This is a genomic window from Saccharibacillus qingshengii (genome assembly GCF_013185195.1).
Lineage (GTDB): Bacteria > Bacillota > Bacilli > Paenibacillales > Paenibacillaceae > Saccharibacillus > Saccharibacillus qingshengii.
On the sequence record NZ_JAAZWC010000004.1, the window covers coordinates 92,423 to 112,171 of the forward strand.

General features: G+C 58.6%; 19 protein-coding genes. 9 read left to right on the forward strand and 10 right to left on the reverse strand.

Annotated elements, in window-relative coordinates:
• Positions 1-25 precede the first annotated feature (25 nt).
• The 6 genes from HRQ60_RS05320 to HRQ60_RS05345 all read left to right on the forward strand — a co-directional run bounded on the left by HRQ60_RS05320 (position 26) and on the right by HRQ60_RS05345 (position 5,944).
• A complete protein-coding gene (locus tag HRQ60_RS05320) occupies positions 26-1,858 on the forward strand; it encodes a glycoside hydrolase family 2 protein (RefSeq protein ID WP_172194600.1) in 1,833 nt (610 codons plus the stop codon).
• A 311-nt stretch (positions 1,859-2,169) separates the two neighbouring features.
• Complete coding sequence (locus HRQ60_RS05325; RefSeq protein WP_172194601.1) at positions 2,170-2,355, forward strand: hypothetical protein; 186 nt, start codon at positions 2,170-2,172, stop codon at positions 2,353-2,355.
• A 236-nt stretch (positions 2,356-2,591) separates the two neighbouring features.
• The gene (locus tag HRQ60_RS05330) at positions 2,592-2,873 is read left to right on the forward strand and encodes an HU family DNA-binding protein (protein WP_172194602.1); all 282 of its coding nucleotides are present in this window, start codon (positions 2,592-2,594) and stop codon (positions 2,871-2,873) included.
• Positions 2,874-3,088: 215 nt separating this feature from the next.
• A complete protein-coding gene (locus HRQ60_RS05335; RefSeq protein WP_172194603.1) occupies positions 3,089-4,204 on the forward strand; it encodes an alpha/beta fold hydrolase in 1,116 nt (371 codons plus the stop codon).
• 107 nt (positions 4,205-4,311) lie between these two features.
• Positions 4,312-5,187, forward strand: coding sequence for an SDR family oxidoreductase (locus HRQ60_RS05340; RefSeq protein ID WP_172194604.1), 876 nt, complete (start codon positions 4,312-4,314; stop codon positions 5,185-5,187).
• 493 nt (positions 5,188-5,680) lie between these two features.
• A complete protein-coding gene (locus HRQ60_RS05345) occupies positions 5,681-5,944 on the forward strand; it encodes a hypothetical protein (protein ID WP_172194605.1) in 264 nt (87 codons plus the stop codon).
• 63 nt (positions 5,945-6,007) lie between these two features.
• Here HRQ60_RS05345 and HRQ60_RS05350 read toward each other — a convergent pair whose 3' ends face one another.
• The 10 genes from HRQ60_RS05350 to desA form a co-directional block, all read right to left on the reverse strand.
• Positions 6,008-6,808 (reverse strand): ABC transporter ATP-binding protein, encoded by an 801-nt coding sequence (locus HRQ60_RS05350; protein WP_172194606.1) that lies wholly within the window; start codon positions 6,806-6,808, stop codon positions 6,008-6,010.
• Positions 6,805-7,602, reverse strand: coding sequence for an ATP-binding cassette domain-containing protein (locus HRQ60_RS05355; protein WP_172194607.1), 798 nt, complete (start codon positions 7,600-7,602; stop codon positions 6,805-6,807). The genes HRQ60_RS05350 and HRQ60_RS05355 overlap by 4 nt, the downstream gene beginning before the upstream one ends.
• A complete protein-coding gene (nikC, locus tag HRQ60_RS05360; RefSeq protein WP_172194608.1) occupies positions 7,599-8,462 on the reverse strand; it encodes a nickel transporter permease in 864 nt (287 codons plus the stop codon). The genes HRQ60_RS05355 and nikC overlap by 4 nt, the downstream gene beginning before the upstream one ends.
• On the reverse strand, positions 8,459-9,406 hold the full coding sequence (gene nikB / locus HRQ60_RS05365) for a nickel ABC transporter permease (protein ID WP_172194609.1): 948 nt from the start codon (positions 9,404-9,406) through the stop codon (positions 8,459-8,461). Before nikB ends, nikC begins: the two co-directional genes overlap by 4 nt.
• A complete protein-coding gene (nikA, locus tag HRQ60_RS05370) occupies positions 9,406-10,968 on the reverse strand; it encodes a nickel ABC transporter substrate-binding protein (RefSeq protein ID WP_246281136.1) in 1,563 nt (520 codons plus the stop codon). The genes nikB and nikA overlap by 1 nt, the downstream gene beginning before the upstream one ends.
• 296 nt (positions 10,969-11,264) lie before the next feature.
• On the reverse strand, positions 11,265-12,767 hold the full coding sequence (locus tag HRQ60_RS05375) for a M1 family metallopeptidase (RefSeq protein ID WP_172194610.1): 1,503 nt from the start codon (positions 12,765-12,767) through the stop codon (positions 11,265-11,267).
• Positions 12,760-13,518 (reverse strand): 23S rRNA pseudouridine(2604) synthase RluF, encoded by a 759-nt coding sequence (rluF, locus tag HRQ60_RS05380; RefSeq protein WP_172194611.1) that lies wholly within the window; start codon positions 13,516-13,518, stop codon positions 12,760-12,762. Before rluF ends, HRQ60_RS05375 begins: the two co-directional genes overlap by 8 nt.
• Before the next feature lie 67 nt (positions 13,519-13,585).
• Positions 13,586-14,188: a response regulator transcription factor gene (locus tag HRQ60_RS05385; protein ID WP_172194612.1), complete on the reverse strand. Its 603-nt coding sequence runs from the start codon at positions 14,186-14,188 to the stop codon at positions 13,586-13,588.
• A 4-nt stretch (positions 14,189-14,192) separates the two neighbouring features.
• Positions 14,193-15,422 carry a sensor histidine kinase gene (locus tag HRQ60_RS05390; protein ID WP_172194735.1) on the reverse strand — a complete coding sequence of 410 codons (1,230 nt, stop codon included), beginning with the start codon at positions 15,420-15,422 and terminating at the stop codon, positions 14,193-14,195.
• 253 nt (positions 15,423-15,675) lie between these two features.
• Positions 15,676-16,749, reverse strand: coding sequence for a Delta(5) desaturase DesA (desA, locus tag HRQ60_RS05395; RefSeq protein ID WP_172194613.1), 1,074 nt, complete (start codon positions 16,747-16,749; stop codon positions 15,676-15,678).
• A gap of 258 nt (positions 16,750-17,007) precedes the next feature.
• Between desA and HRQ60_RS05400 the strand changes: the two genes are divergently transcribed.
• Genes HRQ60_RS05400 through HRQ60_RS05410 form a run of 3 tightly spaced genes read left to right on the forward strand, consistent with a single transcriptional unit; the run spans position 17,008 to position 19,679 of the window.
• Positions 17,008-18,012, forward strand: a complete 1,005-nt coding sequence (locus tag HRQ60_RS05400) for an ABC transporter substrate-binding protein (protein ID WP_172194614.1) — start codon at positions 17,008-17,010, stop codon at positions 18,010-18,012.
• Between the two features lie 31 nt (positions 18,013-18,043).
• Positions 18,044-18,940 (forward strand): ABC transporter ATP-binding protein, encoded by an 897-nt coding sequence (locus HRQ60_RS05405; protein ID WP_172194615.1) that lies wholly within the window; start codon positions 18,044-18,046, stop codon positions 18,938-18,940.
• On the forward strand, positions 18,930-19,679 hold the full coding sequence (locus tag HRQ60_RS05410; protein ID WP_172194616.1) for an ABC transporter permease: 750 nt from the start codon (positions 18,930-18,932) through the stop codon (positions 19,677-19,679). Before HRQ60_RS05405 ends, HRQ60_RS05410 begins: the two co-directional genes overlap by 11 nt.
• Positions 19,680-19,749: the final 70 nt, after the last annotated feature.

Genomic DNA, 19,749 nt, shown 5'->3' on the forward strand with positions numbered 1-19,749 from the left:
ATTTTCGGATCATCAAGGAGGACTTATGCTTACGCCATCTTCTGAACCTTCATCCCTACAAAAAAGTTCCGCGCCGCCCCGTCCCGAATATCCCCGTCCGCAGTTCGAGCGCGCGCAGTGGCTCAACCTGAACGGAGAATGGGACTTCGCGTTCGACGACGACCGCCGGGGCGACCGGGAACGCTGGTACGAATCCGGCCGCGGAGCGTTCGAACGCCGGATCAACGTCCCGTTCGCTTTTCAGAGCAAGCTCAGCGGGATCGCCGACCCCGGTTTCCATGATCTCGTCTGGTACCGCCGCGCGTTCGACGTGCCCGAGGAGTGGGCCGGCCGCCGGATCGTCCTCCATATCGGCGCGTGCGATTATGCGTCCACCGTCTGGGTCAACGGCCGCTGGGCCGCTTCGCACGAAGGCGGACATACGCCTTTTGGCGCGGATATCACCGACCTGCTGAACGAAGAAGGCGGCAATACGCTGGTCGTGCGGGCCGAAGATTTCAGCCGCGACGTGACGCTGCCCCGGGGCAAGCAGTTCTGGAAAGAAGGCTCGCAGAGCATCTTCTACACCCGTACGACCGGGATCTGGCAGACGGTCTGGCTGGAACCGGTGCATGAAGCGCGTCTGGAAAAAGTAAAGCTGACGCCCGATATCGACCGCGGCGAAGTACGGATGCGCCTATTCTTTTCACGTGAGACCTTTTCGCGGGAGACGATCTCCGTGACCGAAGCCGCTGAACCGGTTACGGCCGTCGTGCGGATTTCTTTTGCCGGACAGTCGGTAGCCGAACAGTCTTTCCCGGTGCTGCACGCCGAAGAATCGCGCGCGATCGGGCTGAATGATTTCAACGATCACGGCCTCGGCCGCTGGTGGACGCCGGAGCAGCCGAACCTGTACGACGTTACGTTCGAGCTGGTCCAAAGCGGACAGACGGTCGATGCGGTAAGCAGTTATTTCGGCATGCGCAAAATCTCGATCGAGAACGGACGGCTGAGTCTGAACAACCGGCCGACCTATATGCGCCTCGTGCTGGATCAGGGCTATTTCCCGGACGGCGTGCTGACTGCGCCGACGGACGAAGATTTCGTGCGGGATATCCGCCTGACCCAAGAAATGGGCTTCGACGGCGTGCGCAAGCACCAGAAGATGGAAGACCCGCGCTTCCTCTACTGGTGCGACCGAATGGGCCTGCTCGTTTGGGGCGAAGCGGCCAATGCCTACGCCTATTCGGAAGAATACGTACGCAACTTTACCCGCGAATGGCAGGAAGCGGTCGACCGGGATTACAACCATCCGTGTATCGTTGTCTGGGTGCCGATGAACGAAAGCTGGGGCATTCCGAACGTGCAGGTCGACGTCCGTCAGCAGCAGCACGGCCAGACGCTGTATCATCTGACGAGATCGCTCGACGAGACGCGTCCGGTCATCTACAACGACGGCTGGGAGATGATGAAGACCGATATCGTGGCGATCCACGATTACGAGTGGCGCGAGCCCGTGCTGACCGAGCGTTACAAGACGGCCGAGCAGGCGACGCAGGCCATGCCGGCCAACCGGCGCATCTTCGTCGGCGGCAGCAAGTACGAAGGCCAGCCGATTCTCGTGACCGAGTTCGGTGGTATCGCCTACCGCAAAAGCGAGCAGGAAGGCTGGGGCTATTCCGGCGCGGACAGTGACGAAGATTTCCTGGCGCGCCTTGGCGCCGTCATCCGTCCGCTGACGGTTTCCGGCGTCGTACAGGGATTCTGCTATACGCAGCTGACCGACGTGGAGCAGGAGATCAACGGGCTTGTGACCTACGACCGGGTGCCGAAGGTGCCGGTGGAAGACATTCGCAGAGTCGTGCGGGGCGAGCAGTAGGAGGGGATTTACGTGTATCCGACAAGCCGCTCACACGACTAGGACGTTCTCAAGACCGCCGCAGCCTTCGGGTTCGGCGGTCTTCTTTTTGGCCGGAACGACACATGCATCAAATTCAATGAATGTCTCCAACAGACGGACTCTATTCTCCCCCTGTATCCACAAAAAGGACACTTCACAAAACGTTCACGGGGAAAACCTGTTTTTTCAGCAAGGACACTATATTTATCCAATTGGACCGAGTTATAATGTAAGCGTAAACAAAATTAAAAGATTCGATACGGTTTCATCATCCAAGGAGGATGGCAGACATGGCAGCAGCATTGAAAGAATTCAAGAATTGGTTCAGCGGAATGCTTCAAACGGACAAGACACTCGGCGAAGAAGACTATCACAAAATGGAGTTCTCGGTCGAACGCCATCTGCATACGCCGGAAATGCGCAGTCCGATGACGTACCAGGAAGAAGCGCGAATCAAGATGGTTCAATATCATTAAATTCCAGTCCATATAGAGCGGGAATCTCAATTTCTCGCAGCGTGATCTCCAAGCGATTCAGGCATCCGACCATCCGGCATTCTCGACAAGAGCACGATCTTGTTGAAGAAGCCGGATTTTTTCATTTCGGTTTGCGGTCGAAGAAATCGAATTTGATTACCTCGCCCTCTCCTATGCTACAATGGGAACGTTCCAATGAGCGATACCAGAATGCGACAAGCGAAAGGATGACGAAAATGAGCGAACAAAAAATCAACGAGAGCGAAATGATCGCCTATATTGCGGATAAAACGGGAGTCGGCGAAGCGGGGATCAAATACGTGCTGAAGCATGAACAGGATTTTATCGCGGCAGCGGCCAAAAAACCGGGCGACACCATCGAGCTGGACGGCGATGAGCTGGTCGATTACGTAATGGCACGCAAAGACATCAAGCTCAACGAGCTGGAAGTCGAAAATGTGCTGGATGCCGAGATGGCGTACCTGATCGATAAAGGACTGGCCGGTTACGAGGACTAGGTTTTTGCCGGAGCGGTCAATCGGCGCCAGACAATCCGCGTCGGCTTAAGTGCAGGGGATTGAAGGGCCGGAAGCGTCAAATACACGACGACCGGAATTGGAAAGGCGCGTTTTCGCGACAGAATTTGCAGAAGGTACGCCCCAAGCGGTCGAATCGGCAAAGTTCCGCGCAGAAGACGCGCTTTTTTGGTTAGGAAGGAAGGGAGCAAACGCAGATGGAACCGGAAGAACGAATAAAAAGACGGGCAGCGATGGAACAGCTCGTCTCCGAGGCGGACGCCTATTCGCCGGCAGAACCGGTGGAGCCGCAGGGGCGGGGAGAGAAACCCGTCAAGAAAAAGCGGGGCGCGCTGCGCAAGCTGGTAAGCGCTTTGGGCTGGATCTTGATCGCCCTGCTGCTGCTGATCTTGGCCGGATTCATATACCAATGGTTCGGCGAGCGGGAAGACCGGCAGGCGTTCGTCGCACCGGGGCAGCTCGTGGAAGTGGAAGGCCGCCGGATGCACGTGTATATGGAAGAGAAGCCCGGCAAAGCCGCGGACGAAGCGACAGTGGTGCTGATTGCGGGTTGGGGGACGCCGAATCCGTACGCGAACTTCTCGCCGCTGTATGAGGGGCTGCGCGGCCAAGCGCAGTTTGCCGTCGTGGAGCGGTTCGGTTACGGGTACAGCGAGGTGACGGAAGAAGACCGGGATATCGACGAGATCACCAAAGAGCTGCACGAAGCGCTGCAAAAAGCCGGCGTTCCGCCGCCGTACGTGCTGGCCCCCCATTCGCTCGGCGTGCTGGAATCGATTCGTTTTGCCCAGCAGTATCCGGATGAAGTCGCGGGACTGGTGATGATCGATACCGGTTCGCCGGAATTTTACGAGACGTTTCCGTCGCGGGCTTTCCAGTCCCAGCTGCAGCGGATCGCGATCAAATCGGGCGTCGTGCGGGCGCTGTATCACGTGAACGGTTTTGCGGAAAAGGTAGCGGCAGGACGCAACGGGCTCAAGCTGCTGTCTCCGGAGATGAAAGAACAAGATCGCCTGGCGACCCTCCTCGGAGCGAATAACAAAAACGTCACGGACGAGATGCGGCAGATGCACGCGAACGCCCGGAAAGTGGTGCAGGGCAAAACGCGGCTGGAGATTCCGATGACGATTCTTGCCGCGGACCACCTGGGGGAGATCAGCGAAGAACGCATGGACACGCAGCGGCAGTTCGGCGAGTCGTGGTCGACCGATTCCAAAGTCGAAGTGGTGCAGGAAAGCGGCCATTCGATTCCGGCTTACCAGCCTCAGGCGATCGTCGATGCCCTGCTGGACATGGTAGGCCAGACCCGCTGATTCGCATTGTAAAAAAGAAAGTTGACAACGATTCGTTCCTGAAACTATAATGGTTACAATTGGTGAATCTGCTTCACCCCACTTTATTTTTGAAGGAGCGAATACTTATGGGCAAAATTATCGTAACCGGGGCTTCCGGTCATCTGGGCACGGCGGCTATCCGCCATCTGATCGATCTGGGAACACCTGCGGGAGACATCGTAGGCATCGTGCGCGATCCGGCCAAGGCTTCGGCACTCGCCGAATGGGGCGTTGAACTTCGTATAGGCGATTACGACAATGCGGCTTCGCTGCCTGCGGCGTTCGAAGGCGGCGAGAAGCTGCTGTTCGTCTCGGCCTCCTCGATGGACAACACGCTGCGCGTCCGCCAGCATGCGAACGTCGTCGAAGCGGCTCGCAACGCGGGCATCCGGCATATCGCGTATACAAGCTTCGCTTTCCCGGACAAAATGACGATCGGATTGGAAAATGTCCATCTCGCGACGGAATACATGCTGCGCACGACAGGAATCGCGTATACATTCCTGCGCAACGGCTTCTATCTGGATCTGCTGGTCAACGAAGGAACACCGGGCGTAGCGGCAGGCGGGACGGTAGTTTCCGCGGCTCCGACAGGCAAACTGAACTACGTGACCCGCGACAATCTGGCGCGTGCCGCAGCCGTTGTGCTGGCAGGTGAAGGACACGAGAACAAGATCTATGAGCTGACTTCGCCGCAGCCGTTCTCCTACGACGATTACGCAGCCGTGCTGGCCGAAGTCTCCGGTACGTCGGTCGCCCACCAAGCGCTGCCGGCTCCGGAAGCCGTAGCCGCGCTGGCTTCCGCCGGCGTACCGGAAGAAGCGGGCGGTTTCCTCGTTTACGTGATCGATGCCGCAATCGAGCGAGGCGAGTTTGCTTCCGCTTCGACGGATCTGACGGATCTGATCGGAGAGGCGTATACGCCGCTGAAGAGCGCGGTGGAAGCGGTTATCAAGGGCTGATCGGGTCAATAGGATTCTAGGCAGAACGCTGCATGATGCGGCATGAAAAACAAAGAGAGCCCGGCGCGATTTCTGCGCCGGGCTTTTTGTTGTAGCAAACTGAAGCGGGGACGGAAGCCGAGATCAAGAGTTACCGAACAGTGAAGCCTTTTACCGAAAGCTAACGAACCGGGGTAACGCTATTGGCGGGTTTTGGAGTATTCGCCAACGCTAACGAATCGACATCACGCTATATGGAATCTGCGGCGCTTTTTGGCTGAAAATAAGAGGAATAACGATAGGACGATTCGTTAGAATCTCGGAATGCTTGAAAACGGCTGTTTAACGTGATGAGGGTTCGTTAGCACGGCGAAAGAAAACAGTTGGAGAATTCCAGTGCCTTCTCAAGAATCGATAAACCCTGTGTATTCCCTTATATTCCAAAAAATTGGTATGATTGAAGGGCGATATGTGCGGCTCCGGCCTATTCCCAAGAGTTAAAGGAGCATACCTCATGATAGGAGCTTATCTGGGCATTGTACTTTTTCTGACTGTACCGCTGCTTGTATTCGGAATCGTATTGAAGTTTGGTCTAAAGCTTAAACGATCCGCGATGCTCAAAGTATTGGCCGGTTTGGCTGTGGTTATGGTTGCTGCTTATGCTGTCCAGAGCTTGATCTACGGCACGTATTCGTTGGCGGCTGCCGCTCTACTGCTTGCAGTCACCGTTATTGTGATTGGACAAGCTCGAAGAGAATGGAGACGGATCAACGCTTAATAAATCGAATCGCAAACATCCAAAAACCGCCTCCGGTATCTTTCCCTGAGGCGGCTTCGACGTTCAGAAAATCGAAATCAGTTCTTTCGTATACGGATGGCGGTCTTCCGCGAACAGCTCGTCCACGCCGAAGCGGTCGATGATCTTGCCGCCGCGCATGACCATGACGCGCTGGCTCATCCGGTGGACGGCGGCGAGGTCGTGCGAGATGAACAGATACGATAGGCCGAGCGACGTGCGCAGGCCGTCCAGCAGGTCCAGTACGGCGCCCTGCGAGATGACGTCGAGGCTGGCCGTCGGCTCGTCGAGCACGACGACGTCCGGCTCGATGCCGATCGCCCGCGCGATCGTGACGCGCTGGCGCTGTCCGCCGCTGAGCTCGTGCGGATAGCGGCCGGCGAGTTCGGCCGGAAGCTCGACGGCTTCGAGCAGCTGCCGGATATAGGCGCCGCGCGACGTGTACGCGAAGTGCGTGAGCTTCGCGCCCTGGCCGAGCTGCTGATACGGATCGAGCAGGGAGTCGGCGATCCGCAGTTTGGGATTCAGCGCGGCCGTCGGGTTCTGGAACACGATCTGGATCTTGCGGCGATACGGCCGCAGCCTGCGGCCGTTCAGGCGGGCGATATCCTGCCCGCCCAGCCGGATCGAGCCGCGGTCGGCGTCTTCGATCCGCATGAGGCAGCGGGCCAGCGTGCTTTTGCCGCAGCCGCTCTCGCCGACCAGGCCCAGGCATTCGCCGCGGTCGAGGGCGAAGCCGACGTCCTGCACGGCCGGACGCTCCGCGCCGGCATAGGTGCGGGTAAGCCCGTCCACGCTCAGGACGGGCGCTGCGCTTGAAGCGGGATGCAGCAGCTGTCGGGTCATGCCTTGTCCTCCTCGAGTCCCGAATTCAGCGAGCGGCTCAGGATAGGAGCGGCCGCAATCAGCTGGCGGGTATAATCGTGCTGCGGATGGTCGAGAATGCGGTGCTTGCCGCCGGATTCGACGATCCGGCCTTCCTTCATGACGGACAAGCGGTTCGCGTAGCGGCGGACGTGCCGCCAGTCGTGCGTAATGAACAAGATGGCGCAGCCGGTCTCCGCCTGCTTGCGCGCCAGCAGTTCCAGCACCCGGTGGCCCGACACGCTGTCGAGCGCGGTCGTCACTTCGTCGGCGATCAGCAGGCGCGGCGACAGCATCAGCGCGGTCGCGATCGAAGCCCGCTGCAGCTGTCCGCCGCTCAGTTGGAACGGATAACGGCGCAGCAGCTTCGCTTCCAGCCCGACGGACTCCAGCGCTTCGGCCGCTTTGGAGCGGCGGACGGCGGCGGATTTTTCCCCGTGGACTTTCTGGTATTCGTCGAAGTGCGCGCCGATGCTGCGAAACGGGGTAAACGCGCCCTGATAGTCCTGAAAAATATACGAGATGCGGCTGCCTCTCAAGGCGCGCATCTCTTTCGGCTTGCGGTCCAGCAGATTGCTTCCGTCGAACATCATCCGTCCCGACGCGTGCAAGTTGGGCGGCAGCAGCTGTCCGATCGCCTGCGACAGCAGGCTTTTTCCGCTGCCGCTCTGTCCGACCAGCGCCATGAATTCGCCTTCGCGCACGGCAAGCGACACGTTGTCGACGAGCGTGCGGTCCCGACCAGTAATGCTCAATTCCTCGATAGAGAGAATCACGGCTGCACCTCCTTTTTCACGTCGAACCGGTCTCGCAGGTAATCGCCCAGCATGTTCGCGATCAGGACGACCGAGACGATGGCGAGGCCCGGGTACACCATCAGTTCGGGACGCGACTGGAAGTACGGCCGCGAATCGTTCAGCATGGCGCCCCACTCCGGCGTCGGCGGCTGCGCGCCCAGGCCGATATAGGACAGCGACGAGATCAGCAGGATGATTTTGCCGATATCGAGACTGGCCAGCACGAGCACATGCCCCGCGATATGCGGCAGCAGATGCTTGGTCATGATGCGCGCGTCCGACAGGCCGTTCGTGCGGGCGATCCGGATATAGTCTTTTTGCGACTCGGCCAGAACGGTGCTGCGAACGAGCCGGGCGTAGCTGACCCATTTGACGATGATGATCGCGAGCACCAGGTTGCCGATGCCCGCGCCGAGCAGGCCGCTCAGCACGATAGCGACGATCGTATCGGGAAAAGCGAGAAAGCCGTCGGCGATCCGCATGAACAGCCGGTCGACCCAGCCGCGTCGGTAGCCGGCGATCAGGCCCAGCGGAATGCCGATTACGAGCGCGGCACCCAGCGCGAGCAAGCTGTAGCCGATCGTCTGTCCGCCGCCGAGCAGCAGCCGCGTGAGCACGTCGCGGCCCAGATGGTCGGTCCCCAGCGGATGCGACGCGCTTGCGCCGTGCAGGCGCCCGCGCAGGTCGGTCAGCGTCGGATCGTGTTTCAGGTACAGAAACGTATAGGCGGAGGCGGCCAGGACGAGCAGCACGAACAAAGCGCCGGCGATGGCCTGCCAGCCGTGCTTTTTCGACTTCGGTGCGCCGGACAAGCGCAGGACGATCGTTCTGGGCGTCATCGGTGGGCCTCCTTTTCCTTGAGTTTCATCTCGGGGTTCAAATACCGGTACGACAGGTCGACCGCCGTGTTCACGACGAAGACGACGACGGCCATGATCAGGATATAGCCCTGGATCAACGGATAATCGCGCTGGCGAATCGCGTCGACGACGAGTTTGCCGATGCCCGGATAGGCGAACAGCACTTCGATCACGACGACGCCGCCGATCAGGCTGCCGAGGCTGACGCCGAACACGGTGATGACCGGAGGCAGGCTGTGGCGCAGCGCATGCAGCCAGAAGATGCGCCCTTCGGACAATCCGCGCGCCCGCGCGGAACGGACGAACTCCTGGCTCAGCGAGTCGAGCAGGCTGGAGCGCAGCAGACGCACGTAGACGCTGGAGATGGCAAGCCCCAGCGTCAGAGAAGGCAGAATGAGCGAATCAAGGCCGCCGCGTCCCATGGTCGGCAGGCTGCCGAAGCGGACACCCAGCAGGTCAATCAGGATCAGGCCGAGCCAGAAGCTGGGCACCGCCGCGCCGACGATCGACAGCATGCGGCTGAACGTATCGATCCAGCGTCCGCGGTACACCGCCGAGAGCGAGCCGAGCGGCAACGCCACGAGCAGCATGACCAGCAGCGCGCCGAGCGTCAGTTCCGCCGTCGCGGGCAGCGCCTTGAGCAGCATCTGCATGACCGGCTGGCCGGTGGAGTATGAAGTGCCGAAGTCCAACTGGACGAAATCGAGCAGCCACTTGCCGAACTGGATCGGCAGCGGGTCGTTGAAGCCCATCTCTTCGCGCATGTCGTCCACCTGTTCCTGGCTGACTGACAGCTCGTCCACGTTCAGGATCGTCAGGACCGGATCGCCGGGCGCAAGGCGGATAAACAGGAAGCTGACGAACATGATGAACAGCAGAAACAGAAAAACTTCGAGAAACTTGCGGACCAAAAGGCGAAACATTACATCACGTCCAGCTTATTCGTGATCATGTAGTATTCGCTGCGCGTCGTGATCCAGTTTTTGACCTTGGTTCCGTTGTAGGCCACGATCGTGCCCGGGTGCAGGACGAACGAATTGAGCACGTTGTCGTGCACGTAGTTTGCGGCCCGCTCGGCGAGTTCGGCGCGCTTCTCGGGAGCGACGGTCAGGTTCAGTTCGTCGATGATCGCGGTCAGTTCCGGATCTTCCGAACCGCTGAAGTTCAGCGCGCCCGTCGGATGATACGTCGCGTTCAGGTAGTAGCCGGCGTCGCCGCGCGGGGCGGTCAGGTTGCTGTACGTCGCCAGATCCCAGTCGCGGTTCGAAGCCATGTATTCTTCCGGCGTATCGATCTGGCGGATCTCCACGTCGATGCCGATCTGCTTGGCGTCGGACTGGAACACCTGCGCGATCAGCGGCAGGTCGGCGCGAGCGGAGTAGGTCAACAGCGTGAGATTCAGCGGGTTGCCGTCTTTGGCCATAACGCCGTTCTCAAGCTTGTATCCGGCCGCTTCCAGATGCTTCACGGCCGCGTCGGAGCCTGTATCGGATGCCGTGTTGTCGTATTTCGGCGCAAACGGCAGCGAAGGGAGGAACGGACCGATCGCGGCTTCGCCGTAACCGAGCAGAATCGTGTCCACGATGCCCTGGCGGTCGATCAGAGCGTCCATCGCTTTGCGCACGTTGAGGTCCTTCATGCTGTCTCGCTCCATGTTCATCGTCATCTGGTGCACGCGGAACGTCGATGTCGACTCGACGGTCGTGCCCGGGATCGCTTTGAGCGAATCGAGGCTTTCGACTTCCGGACGGTACACGATGTCGACTTGGCCGGATTTGAGCGCGAGCGAGCGGGCATTGGCGTCTTCGTTGAACGAGAACGTGATCGAGTCGAGCGGCGAAGCGCCGTCCCAGTAGCCGTCGTAACGGCTCAGTTCAAGCTTGCTGCCCGGGGTAAACGTATCCAGCGCGAACGGACCCGTGCCGATCGGTTTGTTGACGATATCCGGCTCGCTCACGTCAATGATCGCCGTGTTCGGATTGACCAGCTCGGACGCGAATTCCGGGAACGGTTGGGTCGTCGTAATGGCGAGCTTGTCGCCGTCGGCTTCGATCGATTCGATCTTCAAAGCGTTCTGGATCGCGACGTTTTCTTCCAGCGCGCGTTCCAGCAAAGCTTTGACGGAATCGCCGGTCATCGGCTTGCCGTTCTGGAATTTGACGTCGTCGCGCAGGTCGATCGTCCAGTGTTGGCCGTCTTCGCTGTCCCAGCTCTCGGCGAGCCACGGAGCGACGGTCAGGTTGTCTTCGTCGAGCCGCACCAGCGTTTCCGTGATGCCCGCGCGCAGCGGCACGTAGCTGGAATCGACGTGCGGATCGAGCGAGCTCGTGGCGAAATTGTAGAGAAAGTGGACGTTTTTGTCGGTCGAAGCCTGGGAGGAACTTTGCGCGGCGGCGTTCGGTTGGGAGGAAGATCCGCAGGCGCTCAGCAGTCCGGCGCTCAAGGCGAGGGAGGCGAGAGTGGGCAGCCACATTTTTTTGTTCAAAAGGAAAACCTTCTTTCTGATTTCTTCAAGTAGGATGAAAACATCTATACGCTATTCAATATCTAGTTCGTAATTATTATGATTAACACAACGAGGTTTATCTTATCGTAACGATTACGTTTTGACAAGCTATGTAAGATCAAACATAGTTGCCTGGTCAAGGAAAGGTTAGACCCAGACGATTGCCAGCAGGCCAAACAAATTCAAAAAAAGTCAAAAAGCCTTCCTATACAATCCGGCAAAGGCTGGACGGTACAGGAAGGCTTTTGGATAAAGCTGCGCTTCTAAATGTTGGTTTAACGAAGCCAGCTGTTCAGATATTCGCTTTGGTCGCCTTCGAAATAATCTTCAAAAAAGGCTTTGAACTCTTCGGTATTGACCTGCTTCATCTTGAATTCCGCATAATAGGCCGACAAAAAATCGATAGCGCCTTCCCGCCCGCCATGATCGGCAAAAAAGTCGTTCAGCAGCAGCGGGATTTTGCCGTAAATGGTGGAGTAGTAGGTATCGTCGTCGAATTGATCCATCGGCAGATTCGCATAAGTTTTCGTCGGATAAGCCGTGCTGGCGGTCCGGGCGTCCGCAAATCCGGCTTCTTCGCTGCCGAGCCGTTCGGTATTCAGCAGGGAAGCGGCAAACTCGGTGATGCTCTCGTCGAGCCAGGCCTCGTCGTACGGATCGCTGGAGACCCGGTAATAGAACCATTGATGGGCAAGCTCATGCACGAGTACGGGACGCTGCGCTTCCGCATCGGCCGCCACTTCGACCACGTTGGGATATTCCATGTAGCCGTCGTTGGCGATGAGGTCGACCTCGGGAGAAGGATTGTCTCCGATGTTTGTCGAGAAATACGCATACGTGTCCGCCGCCATATCCGCCGTCTCTTCCAGCAGCTCCGCTCCTTTTGGCGTAAACACCCGCAGCTGTGTGCTGCCGGCTGTCCGCGTGTCGAATTCCCATTCTTCGGGATCCAGCAGCGCCAAGTAGAAGTCCTTGATGTCTGTGCCGGTTACAACCCCGGAAGATACCGCGCGGATCTTCCCGTCTTCGGCGGAACCGGCGACCAGATACGCTTGGGGCATGCGGTAGCGTACCGTGTACGCTCCGTAACCCGTCTCATACGATTCTCCGACACCGTCGTAGTCCCGCAGCACCCAGCCTTCTTCGTAGGGCGCAAGCATCGGATACCAGTGGGCCAGGTAATAATTATTGCCTACCCGGGAGAGCCTTGGTCCGTTCTCCGGCAGGGACAGCCCGTAATTTACAGAGACTTCAGCCGTCTGGCCGGGCTTCAAGAGCTGCGGCAGGTCAACCGTCAGCGCGTTGTTGGTCAGTGTATAATTCGACGGTTTCCCGCCTACCTTCAGGGAAGAAATATTCACTTCGGCGTCGCTGCCGGCTTCGTAATCGGGGGTAGCTTCCGCATTCAATGCGTTTGGAACCAGATAGAAGCCGATATCCCGCCAGGAATCCTTCGAGCGGTTGGTCACTTCGATCGAGGTCGTGACGACGAAGCTGCCGTCTTTTCGCAGCGTCAGCCCGATATCGTAGACGCCCTGCGCCTCGCTGCCGGTCCATTCGGGCGCCGTTCGCTGCGCGGCTTCCGCAGGATCGACCGACGAAACATCGGCTTGTTCCGTATTCATGCAGGAAGACAAAACAAGCGGTACCAGCGCGGCCAACAACACGGTTCCCAGAACGCTTTTTCGGCTGCGCAGACCTGTTCGAACCTGCAGGTTCCCCTGCGCCCGCGTACCCGTCTTCGCTTTGTCCACGGAGCCGGTTCGGCGTCTAAGCATTGCGCGGCGTGTAATCCAGATCCTTGAACAGCCGGTCCAGCTCTTTGGGAGTCAGATCGCGCCATTTGCCGGTCGGCAGGCTGTTCAGATAGATATTCATGATCCGTGTGCGCTTGAGCGCGCGGACATTATAGTCGAGCGCTTCGCACATGCGGCGAATCTGGCGGTTAAGGCCCTGCGTCAGCGTGATCTGGAACACGAACTTGGACAGCTGCTCCACTTCGCAAGGCAGCGTCTTCGTATCGAGAATCTCGACGCCCGCGGCCATTTTTTTCAAAAACTCGGGGGTGATCGGCCGGTCGACGGTAACGATATATTCTTTCTCGTGACGGTTCTCCGCACGCAGAATCTCGTTCACGATATCGCCGTCGTTCGTGAGCAGAATCAAGCCTTCGGAGTCTTTGTCGAGCCGTCCGATATGGAAGATCCGCTGCGAATGGCCGATGAAATCGACGATATTGCCTTTGACAGTGCGCTCGGTCGTACTGGTGATGCCGACCGGCTTGTTGAGCGCGAGATACACGTTCTCCTGCGCGGCCTTTTCCTTGATCCGTTTGCCGCTTACGCGCACGTCGTCGCCTGGCTCGACCTGGCTGCCCAGGTCGGCCTGGACCCCGTTGATCGTGACTTTGCCTTCGGCGATGATCTTGTCCGCTCCGCGTCTCGACGTGAAGCCGGACTCGGCGATATATTTGTTAATCCGCAATGGGTATGCACACCTTTCTCGTTGAAAAAATTCTCTGTTTACCATAGCGCAAAGGGGAAGGGTTGTACAGGTGCGGCAGCGTCTTCCGGAGAAGAACAGCAAAAAGGCCGGTTCACTTGAACCAGCCTTTCTCCTTGAAGCGCGTAATCGCTTCGATCCGGTTGCCGACCCCGAGTTTGTCCAGAATGACCGAGACATAGTTGCGGACCGTTCCGTTCGTCAGCGACAGTTCGCTTGCGATTTCTTTGGTGTTTTTGCCTTCGGAAATGAGCAGCAGCACTTCCTTCTCTCGTTCGGTCAGCGGGTTCTCTTCGGCAAAAGGCGCATCGTCGACCAGCTCCGGCGCATAGATCCGCCGGCCGGACATGACGCTGCGAATCGCTTCGGCCAGATCCTCGCTCGGACTGTCCTTGAGCAGATACCCGTGCGCCCCCGCCTTGATGGCCCGTTCGAAATAGCCGGAGCGCGCGAACGTCGTCAGGATCAGGACGCGGCAGCCGGAGCCTTTGAGTTCTTCCGCGGCTTCGAGCCCGGTCTTCTTCGGCATCTCGATGTCCATCACGCAGATGTCCGGTTTATGTTCGCGCACCAGCCGAACGACCTCTTCGCCGTCGCCTGCACGGCCGACCACTTCCATATCGTCTTCCAGATCGAGCAGCGAAGCCAGTGCGCCCAGCAGCATACGCTGATCTTCCGCGATCACGATTCTGATCATTGTGTTATCCCTCCTTCTCGATAGCCCGTTCCCTTTCCGGCCCAGAGACGTCCACTTCCGCCTGGCCGGGTTCCCGCTGCGCGAGCACATTCGGGATCCGCATCGTCAGGGTCGTTCCCTGCCCGCCCTGCAGACCGTCCGCAATCTCAAGACGTCCGTTTACGAACTCCAGGCGCTCGCGCATCCCGCGCAGTCCGCTGCCGCGCGATACGGATTGTCCGTTCTGCCGCCCGCTGCGCTTCTGCCCGCCGGCTTCGCCGAGCCCGCTTCCGTTATCGGTGACGCGCACGATCAGTTCCGACGGCAGCGGCTCGATTTCGATCGAACAGGTAGTGGCGCCGCTGTGCTTGACGATATTCGTTACCGCTTCCTTCAGACACATACTGACGACGTTCTCGTTCAGCAGCGAGGTACGCGTCTCGGCCGGATCGCCGATCAGCGTGAATTCGATCTCGGCCGCTTTGAGAATCTGGCGCAGCCGGTGCACTTCGTCTTCCACGTGGGTGCCGCGCATCTGCGTGACCAGTTCCCGCAGCTCTTTCAGGACAACGCGTGCTGTCTGCTGTACGTCGCGGATCTCGTCTTCGGCACGCCGGGGATCCTTGCTGACGAGCTTGGCGGCCAGATCGCTTTTGAGGCCGATCAGCGCAAGGTTCTGTCCGAGCGTATCGTGCAGATCGCGCGCGATCCGCTGCCGCTCTTCCATAACGACAAGCTCCGAGATCCGTTTGTTCGCGTCTTCGAGCTGGCCTTCAAGCCGTTCGCTGCGGTTGCGGTTGTACGTCGTGACCGGCAGCAGGATAACCGCGATCACCGTCAGGGCAACGAACGGCCACTGACTGACCATCAGCGGGTTGAGATGGACGTAGCCGACGTACACGGAAGCGAGCGCGGCGGCAAGCTGGATCCAGTAGAGCGTGAAGAAGCCTCCTTTGCCGCGGATATTGCCTACGAAATAAGCGAGAAATACGGCAAAATACATATAGCCGAACATCAGCGTCATCGAGACCGAGAACACGATCTGCATACTTGTCCAGAAATAGAGCAGCCGTCCTTTGGAAGCAAAAGCCAGCAGGTAGCAGACGAAGAAGCCGACCACCATGCCAATGCCCGCTACAACGTGGAACGGTGTCGATGAACGGAAGATGAAGTAGAACGGCAGAATATAGAACACGACCCAAACGTAAGGGTTGAGGCCGGTGCTGCGCTGAAAGATCTGGTACCATTTCTGCATGATCGACTGCCCCCTCAAAAGCGATACCGGCGCTGCGACCGCGGCGGGTGCATGCACGGTCTGGTTTTTTGTGATCATTATAACCCGAGGCCTCCTTTTTTCCCAACCCGATTCCGTCTTGAGCCTGGATGCGGAATCGGCGGCGATGACGAAAATGCGGGGTGCGGCCGTATTTTCTCTATGTTTTTCCCAAAGCAAAGACCCCGGAATACGGAATGCCGGGGTCTGATCGATTCGATCGGCGCGTCTTCGATTACTCGTGTGGAAGTGCCGTTTTCTTGCTTAATTCGCGGGAGACGCTTTGCACCGCGTTCTTCGGCAGTCCGCTGCGTACTTTGCGGCCGTAGCCGGTGAACGTCTTGGTTTCTTCGTCCCACAGGCGGAACTTGAGCGACTGCAGGCTGGTTTTCAGCGTGATCGTCGTCGCTTTTTGCAGCGGTACGGACGAATCATGCGCTTTTTCCAGATTGTAGTTCGGAACTTTGGGACTCAGGTGATGCACATGGTGGAAGCCGATATTGCCGGTGATCCACTGAAGCGGCTTCGGCAGTTTGTAGTACGAGCTGCCTTCGACGGCCGCGTTCACGTAATTCCATTCTTCTTCGTGTTCAAAGTACGAATCTTCGAATTGATGCTGTACGTAGAACAGCCAGATGCCGAGCATGCCGGAGAAGAAGAAGACCGGACCTTGCACGAGCAGGAACGCCTGCCAGCCCATCGCCCAGATCAGACCCGCATACAGCAGCACGATCAGGATCGTCGTCAAGTGAGTGTTGCGGCGTTCCAGAGCTTTTGCGCCTTTGCGGTTGAAGCGACCTTGAATCAGGAAGACGAAGATCGGTCCGATTCCGAACATGACAAGCGGGTTGCGGTAGAAACGGTAAGCCAGGCGTGTCCAGAAGGAAGCTTGTTCATACTCCTCGGTGGTCAGCAGCCACATGTCGCCTTCGCCGCGCTTGTCGAGGTTGCTGCTTGTCGCATGGTGCATCGTATGGCTGTATTTCCATTTGCGATACGGCATGATCGTAATGACGCCGGTGATCGTGCCGACAATGTCATTCGCTTTTTTGTTTTTGAAGAAAGAACCGTGCGTGCAGTCGTGGAAAATGATGAAGGTCCGGATCACGAAGCCGGAAGCCACGAGCAGCAGCGGGAGGGCCAGCCAATAGGAGATCGACATGGCCAGATAACCTCCGACCCAGAACAAGATGAGCGGGATAATCGTATTGAACAGCTGAAGAACGCTGGCTTTGGTGTCGGCTTTTTCGTAAGGTTTCATATGCTGTTTGAGTTCCGTAATTGGATTGTGGGCACGGGACGCGGTCATGAATGACTCCCCTTTCAATGGCGTTCCTTGGAACGTCTCTGTTATTGCAAGTATAGCGGGGAAGAGAGAAGCCGCACAGTCATAAACGTCAGATGACACAGATGACAAATGTCATATTACAAATCCGCTTATCTAAATTTATGAATATACAAAATGCGTATAGAGGAGTAAAATGGGAGCGTCCAGGTTATATTGTGAATTAATTAACAAACTTTTTGGCAGAAAAGTACTTATTCATCGAACAGGGGTTGGAGAAAAATGAAAATCGATCAAACACAGACAAAAGCTTCTTGGGGAACAGGACGCGTGGGGCTGATGCTGCTTACGGCGGCGATTGGCGCTGCGCTTGCAGGCTGCGGCAGTTCGCCGGGCGCGGGTACGGCCGGAGCGGCGGATGCCGCAGGACAGCCGGATACGGCCACGATCACGTTGGGACTGCTGCCGTCGATCGACGCCATTCCTTTTATCGTGGCGCACGAGCAGGGCTTCGACAAGCAGCAGGGCGTGAATCTCGATATTCAGACGTTCAAGAGCGCGAAAGACCGCGATGTCGCTTTTCAGGCGGGCAAAGTCGAAGGGTTGAGCGCCGATCTGGTCGCCATCTCGATCTATAATGAAGCGGGCCAGGATGTGAAGATCACAAGCACGACGTTCGGCGAGTTCGATCTGCTGACCGGAAATGCGGATATCGCAAGCGTAGCGGATCTGAAAGGCAAAACGGTCATTCTGTCCAAAAACACCTCGACCGAATATACGATGGCGATGATGCTCGAGCAGGCGGGGCTGACGGAAGACGAGATTACCATTACCGAAGTGCCGCAGATTCCGACCCGCCTTGAACTGCTCAAGAACGGCAAAGCGGACGCGGCGGTGCTGCCGCAGCCGTTCGTGACGATGGGCCGGGAAGCGGGGCTTGCCGTTCTGGGCTCGACGCAGACCGCGAAGATCAATCCGTTCGTGCTGGCTTTCCCGCAGAGTGTGATCGATGCAAAGGGCGAAGCCATTCGCGATATGTATGCCGCTTACGATCAGGCGGTCGATTATATGAAGAATCACGATCAGTCCGAATACGTCGATCTGATTATCGAAGAAGTCGGTTATCCCGATACGCTCAAGGATCAGATCGAAGTGCCGGAGTACGTTCCGGCCAACCAGGCGGATCCGGAGCAGGTGAATTCCGCCCTGGATTGGGCCCGGGAGAAAGGGCTGCTGAAGCGGGATATTCAAGCTGCCGACGTCATGTCGGATGTCCAATTCAAATAAAGCATCCGGATCCCGGAAGGAGGAGAAGAACATGATCGAACAAGCGGCCGCTGCCAGGCAAGCCCGATGGACCGTCACCCCGGGCGCCGGTTTCGCCGCCCGGGGATTTACCGCCGGCTACGACGGCGTTCCGGTGATCGGCCCGCTCGACCTGGATCTGCCCGAGCCCGGGATCTACACCGTGCTCGGCCCTTCCGGCAGCGGCAAATCGACGCTGCTGCGTGCCGCCGCGGGACTGCTGCCGGATTATGGCGGCAGCCTTGCCCTGGGCGGCCGTCCGCTCGGCGGACGCAAATCCGGCGGTGCCGCAAACGGGCAGGCCGCCGTGCGCGTCGGCTTCGTGCCGCAGAACTACGGGCTGCTGCCGTGGCAGACGGCTGTTCGAAACATCCGCACCGCGCTTCGGATCGCGCGCCCGGAAGAGCCGCGCGCCGTGCGCGAAGAAGCCGCCGCCCGCTGGCTTGAGCGGGTAGGCCTGGGCGGCCTGGAACGCCGCTATCCGCGGGAGCTGAGCGGCGGACAGCAGCAGCGCGTCGCGATCGCCCGCGCTTTCGCGGTGCGCCCGGACCTGCTCCTGCTGGACGAGCCGTTCTCCGCGCTCGACGCCGTCACGCGCGAAGGGCTCCAGCGTCTGCTGCTCGGCAGTTGGCGAGCCCAGCCTTCGACGATGCTGTTCGTGACGCACGACGTGGAAGAAGCCGTGCTGCTCGGCCGCAGGATCCTGCTGCTGCCCGAAGGCGCGTCGACCGGAGACGATAGGAATCGCGCGGAAGCTTCAATGTACACGGGAGGTCTGCTGCAGATCGACAACGAAGCGCTCGCCGGGCTGCCGTTCGAAGACAAACGCGACAGCGAGAAGTTTCAGGAACAGACCCGGGCTTTGCGCGGTCTGCTGCGGGAAGGGCGGGGGACAACCCATGAATCCTGATCCGGGCCGATTCGTTCTTCGCCTGCTGGCCGTATTCGCCGCGCTGCACGCCTTATGGGCGCTTCTGGCGGCACTGCTGCATCGCGATATGCTGCCTTCGCCTCTGGCCGTATACCGGGCGCTGTTTGCGCTGGACGGCGGCGAGACGCTGCTTCATATCGGCACCAGCCTGGGACGCGTCTTCGCCGGAATCGGCCTGGCTCTGCTTCTCGGTCTGCTGCCGGGTCTGCTGATGGGCCGCTCGCCCCGCTGGAACCAGCTGCTTGATCCGATTGTGTATCTCACCTATCCGGTCCCGAAAATTGCGCTGCTGCCGGTAGCGATGCTGTTTCTCGGCCTGGGCGAAGCGTCGAAGATCGGGATGATCGCGCTTATTCTCGTTTTTCAGATCATAATCTCGGTCCGCGACGGGGTCAAAGCCATTCCGGCGAATACGTATGAGGTGTTGACCAGTCTGGGAGCGGGGCGGATGGAACGGTTTCTGCACGCGACGCTGCCGGGCGCGCTGTCCTCCATGCTCAGTACCCTCAGGATTTCGCTGGGCACGGCGTTTTCCGTGCTTTTTTTCACCGAAATTTACGGAACCGAGCACGGGATGGGCTACTTTATTATGGATGCGTGGCTGCGTCTCGATTACGCCGAGATGTATGCGGGGATCCTGCTGTTCAGCGCAGCCGGCTTCGCGTTGTTTCTGCTGGTCGACCTGATCGAGCACCGGTTCATGAAATGGCGGGCATAAGGCGGATATCGTCCGTCTATTGAATAAATGAAGAAAAAAACGGAGGCCTTGCGCCTCCGCTTATTCTTGG

Excerpts from the sequence above, each read along its gene's own strand:
- HRQ60_RS05320 (WP_172194600.1), top strand. The coding sequence starts at position 26 with ATGCTTACGCCATCTTCTGAACCTTCATCCCTACAAAAAAGTTCCGCG.
- HRQ60_RS05325 (WP_172194601.1), top strand. The coding sequence starts at position 2,170 with ATGGCAGCAGCATTGAAAGAATTCAAGAATTGGTTCAGCGGAATGCTT.
- HRQ60_RS05330 (WP_172194602.1), top strand. The coding sequence starts at position 2,592 with ATGAGCGAACAAAAAATCAACGAGAGCGAAATGATCGCCTATATTGCG.
- HRQ60_RS05335 (WP_172194603.1), top strand. The coding sequence starts at position 3,089 with ATGGAACCGGAAGAACGAATAAAAAGACGGGCAGCGATGGAACAGCTC.
- HRQ60_RS05340 (WP_172194604.1), top strand. The coding sequence starts at position 4,312 with ATGGGCAAAATTATCGTAACCGGGGCTTCCGGTCATCTGGGCACGGCG.
- HRQ60_RS05345 (WP_172194605.1), top strand. The coding sequence starts at position 5,681 with ATGATAGGAGCTTATCTGGGCATTGTACTTTTTCTGACTGTACCGCTG.
- HRQ60_RS05350 (WP_172194606.1), bottom strand. The coding sequence starts at position 6,808 with ATGACCCGACAGCTGCTGCATCCCGCTTCAAGCGCAGCGCCCGTCCTG.
- nikC (WP_172194608.1), bottom strand. The coding sequence starts at position 8,462 with ATGACGCCCAGAACGATCGTCCTGCGCTTGTCCGGCGCACCGAAGTCG.
- nikB (WP_172194609.1), bottom strand. The coding sequence starts at position 9,406 with ATGTTTCGCCTTTTGGTCCGCAAGTTTCTCGAAGTTTTTCTGTTTCTG.
- HRQ60_RS05375 (WP_172194610.1), bottom strand. The coding sequence starts at position 12,767 with ATGCTTAGACGCCGAACCGGCTCCGTGGACAAAGCGAAGACGGGTACG.
- rluF (WP_172194611.1), bottom strand. The coding sequence starts at position 13,518 with ATGGTAAACAGAGAATTTTTTCAACGAGAAAGGTGTGCATACCCATTG.
- HRQ60_RS05385 (WP_172194612.1), bottom strand. The coding sequence starts at position 14,188 with ATGATCAGAATCGTGATCGCGGAAGATCAGCGTATGCTGCTGGGCGCA.
- HRQ60_RS05390 (WP_172194735.1), bottom strand. The coding sequence starts at position 15,422 with ATGCAGAAATGGTACCAGATCTTTCAGCGCAGCACCGGCCTCAACCCT.
- desA (WP_172194613.1), bottom strand. The coding sequence starts at position 16,749 with ATGACCGCGTCCCGTGCCCACAATCCAATTACGGAACTCAAACAGCAT.
- HRQ60_RS05400 (WP_172194614.1), top strand. The coding sequence starts at position 17,008 with ATGAAAATCGATCAAACACAGACAAAAGCTTCTTGGGGAACAGGACGC.
- HRQ60_RS05405 (WP_172194615.1), top strand. The coding sequence starts at position 18,044 with ATGATCGAACAAGCGGCCGCTGCCAGGCAAGCCCGATGGACCGTCACC.
- HRQ60_RS05410 (WP_172194616.1), top strand. The coding sequence starts at position 18,930 with ATGAATCCTGATCCGGGCCGATTCGTTCTTCGCCTGCTGGCCGTATTC.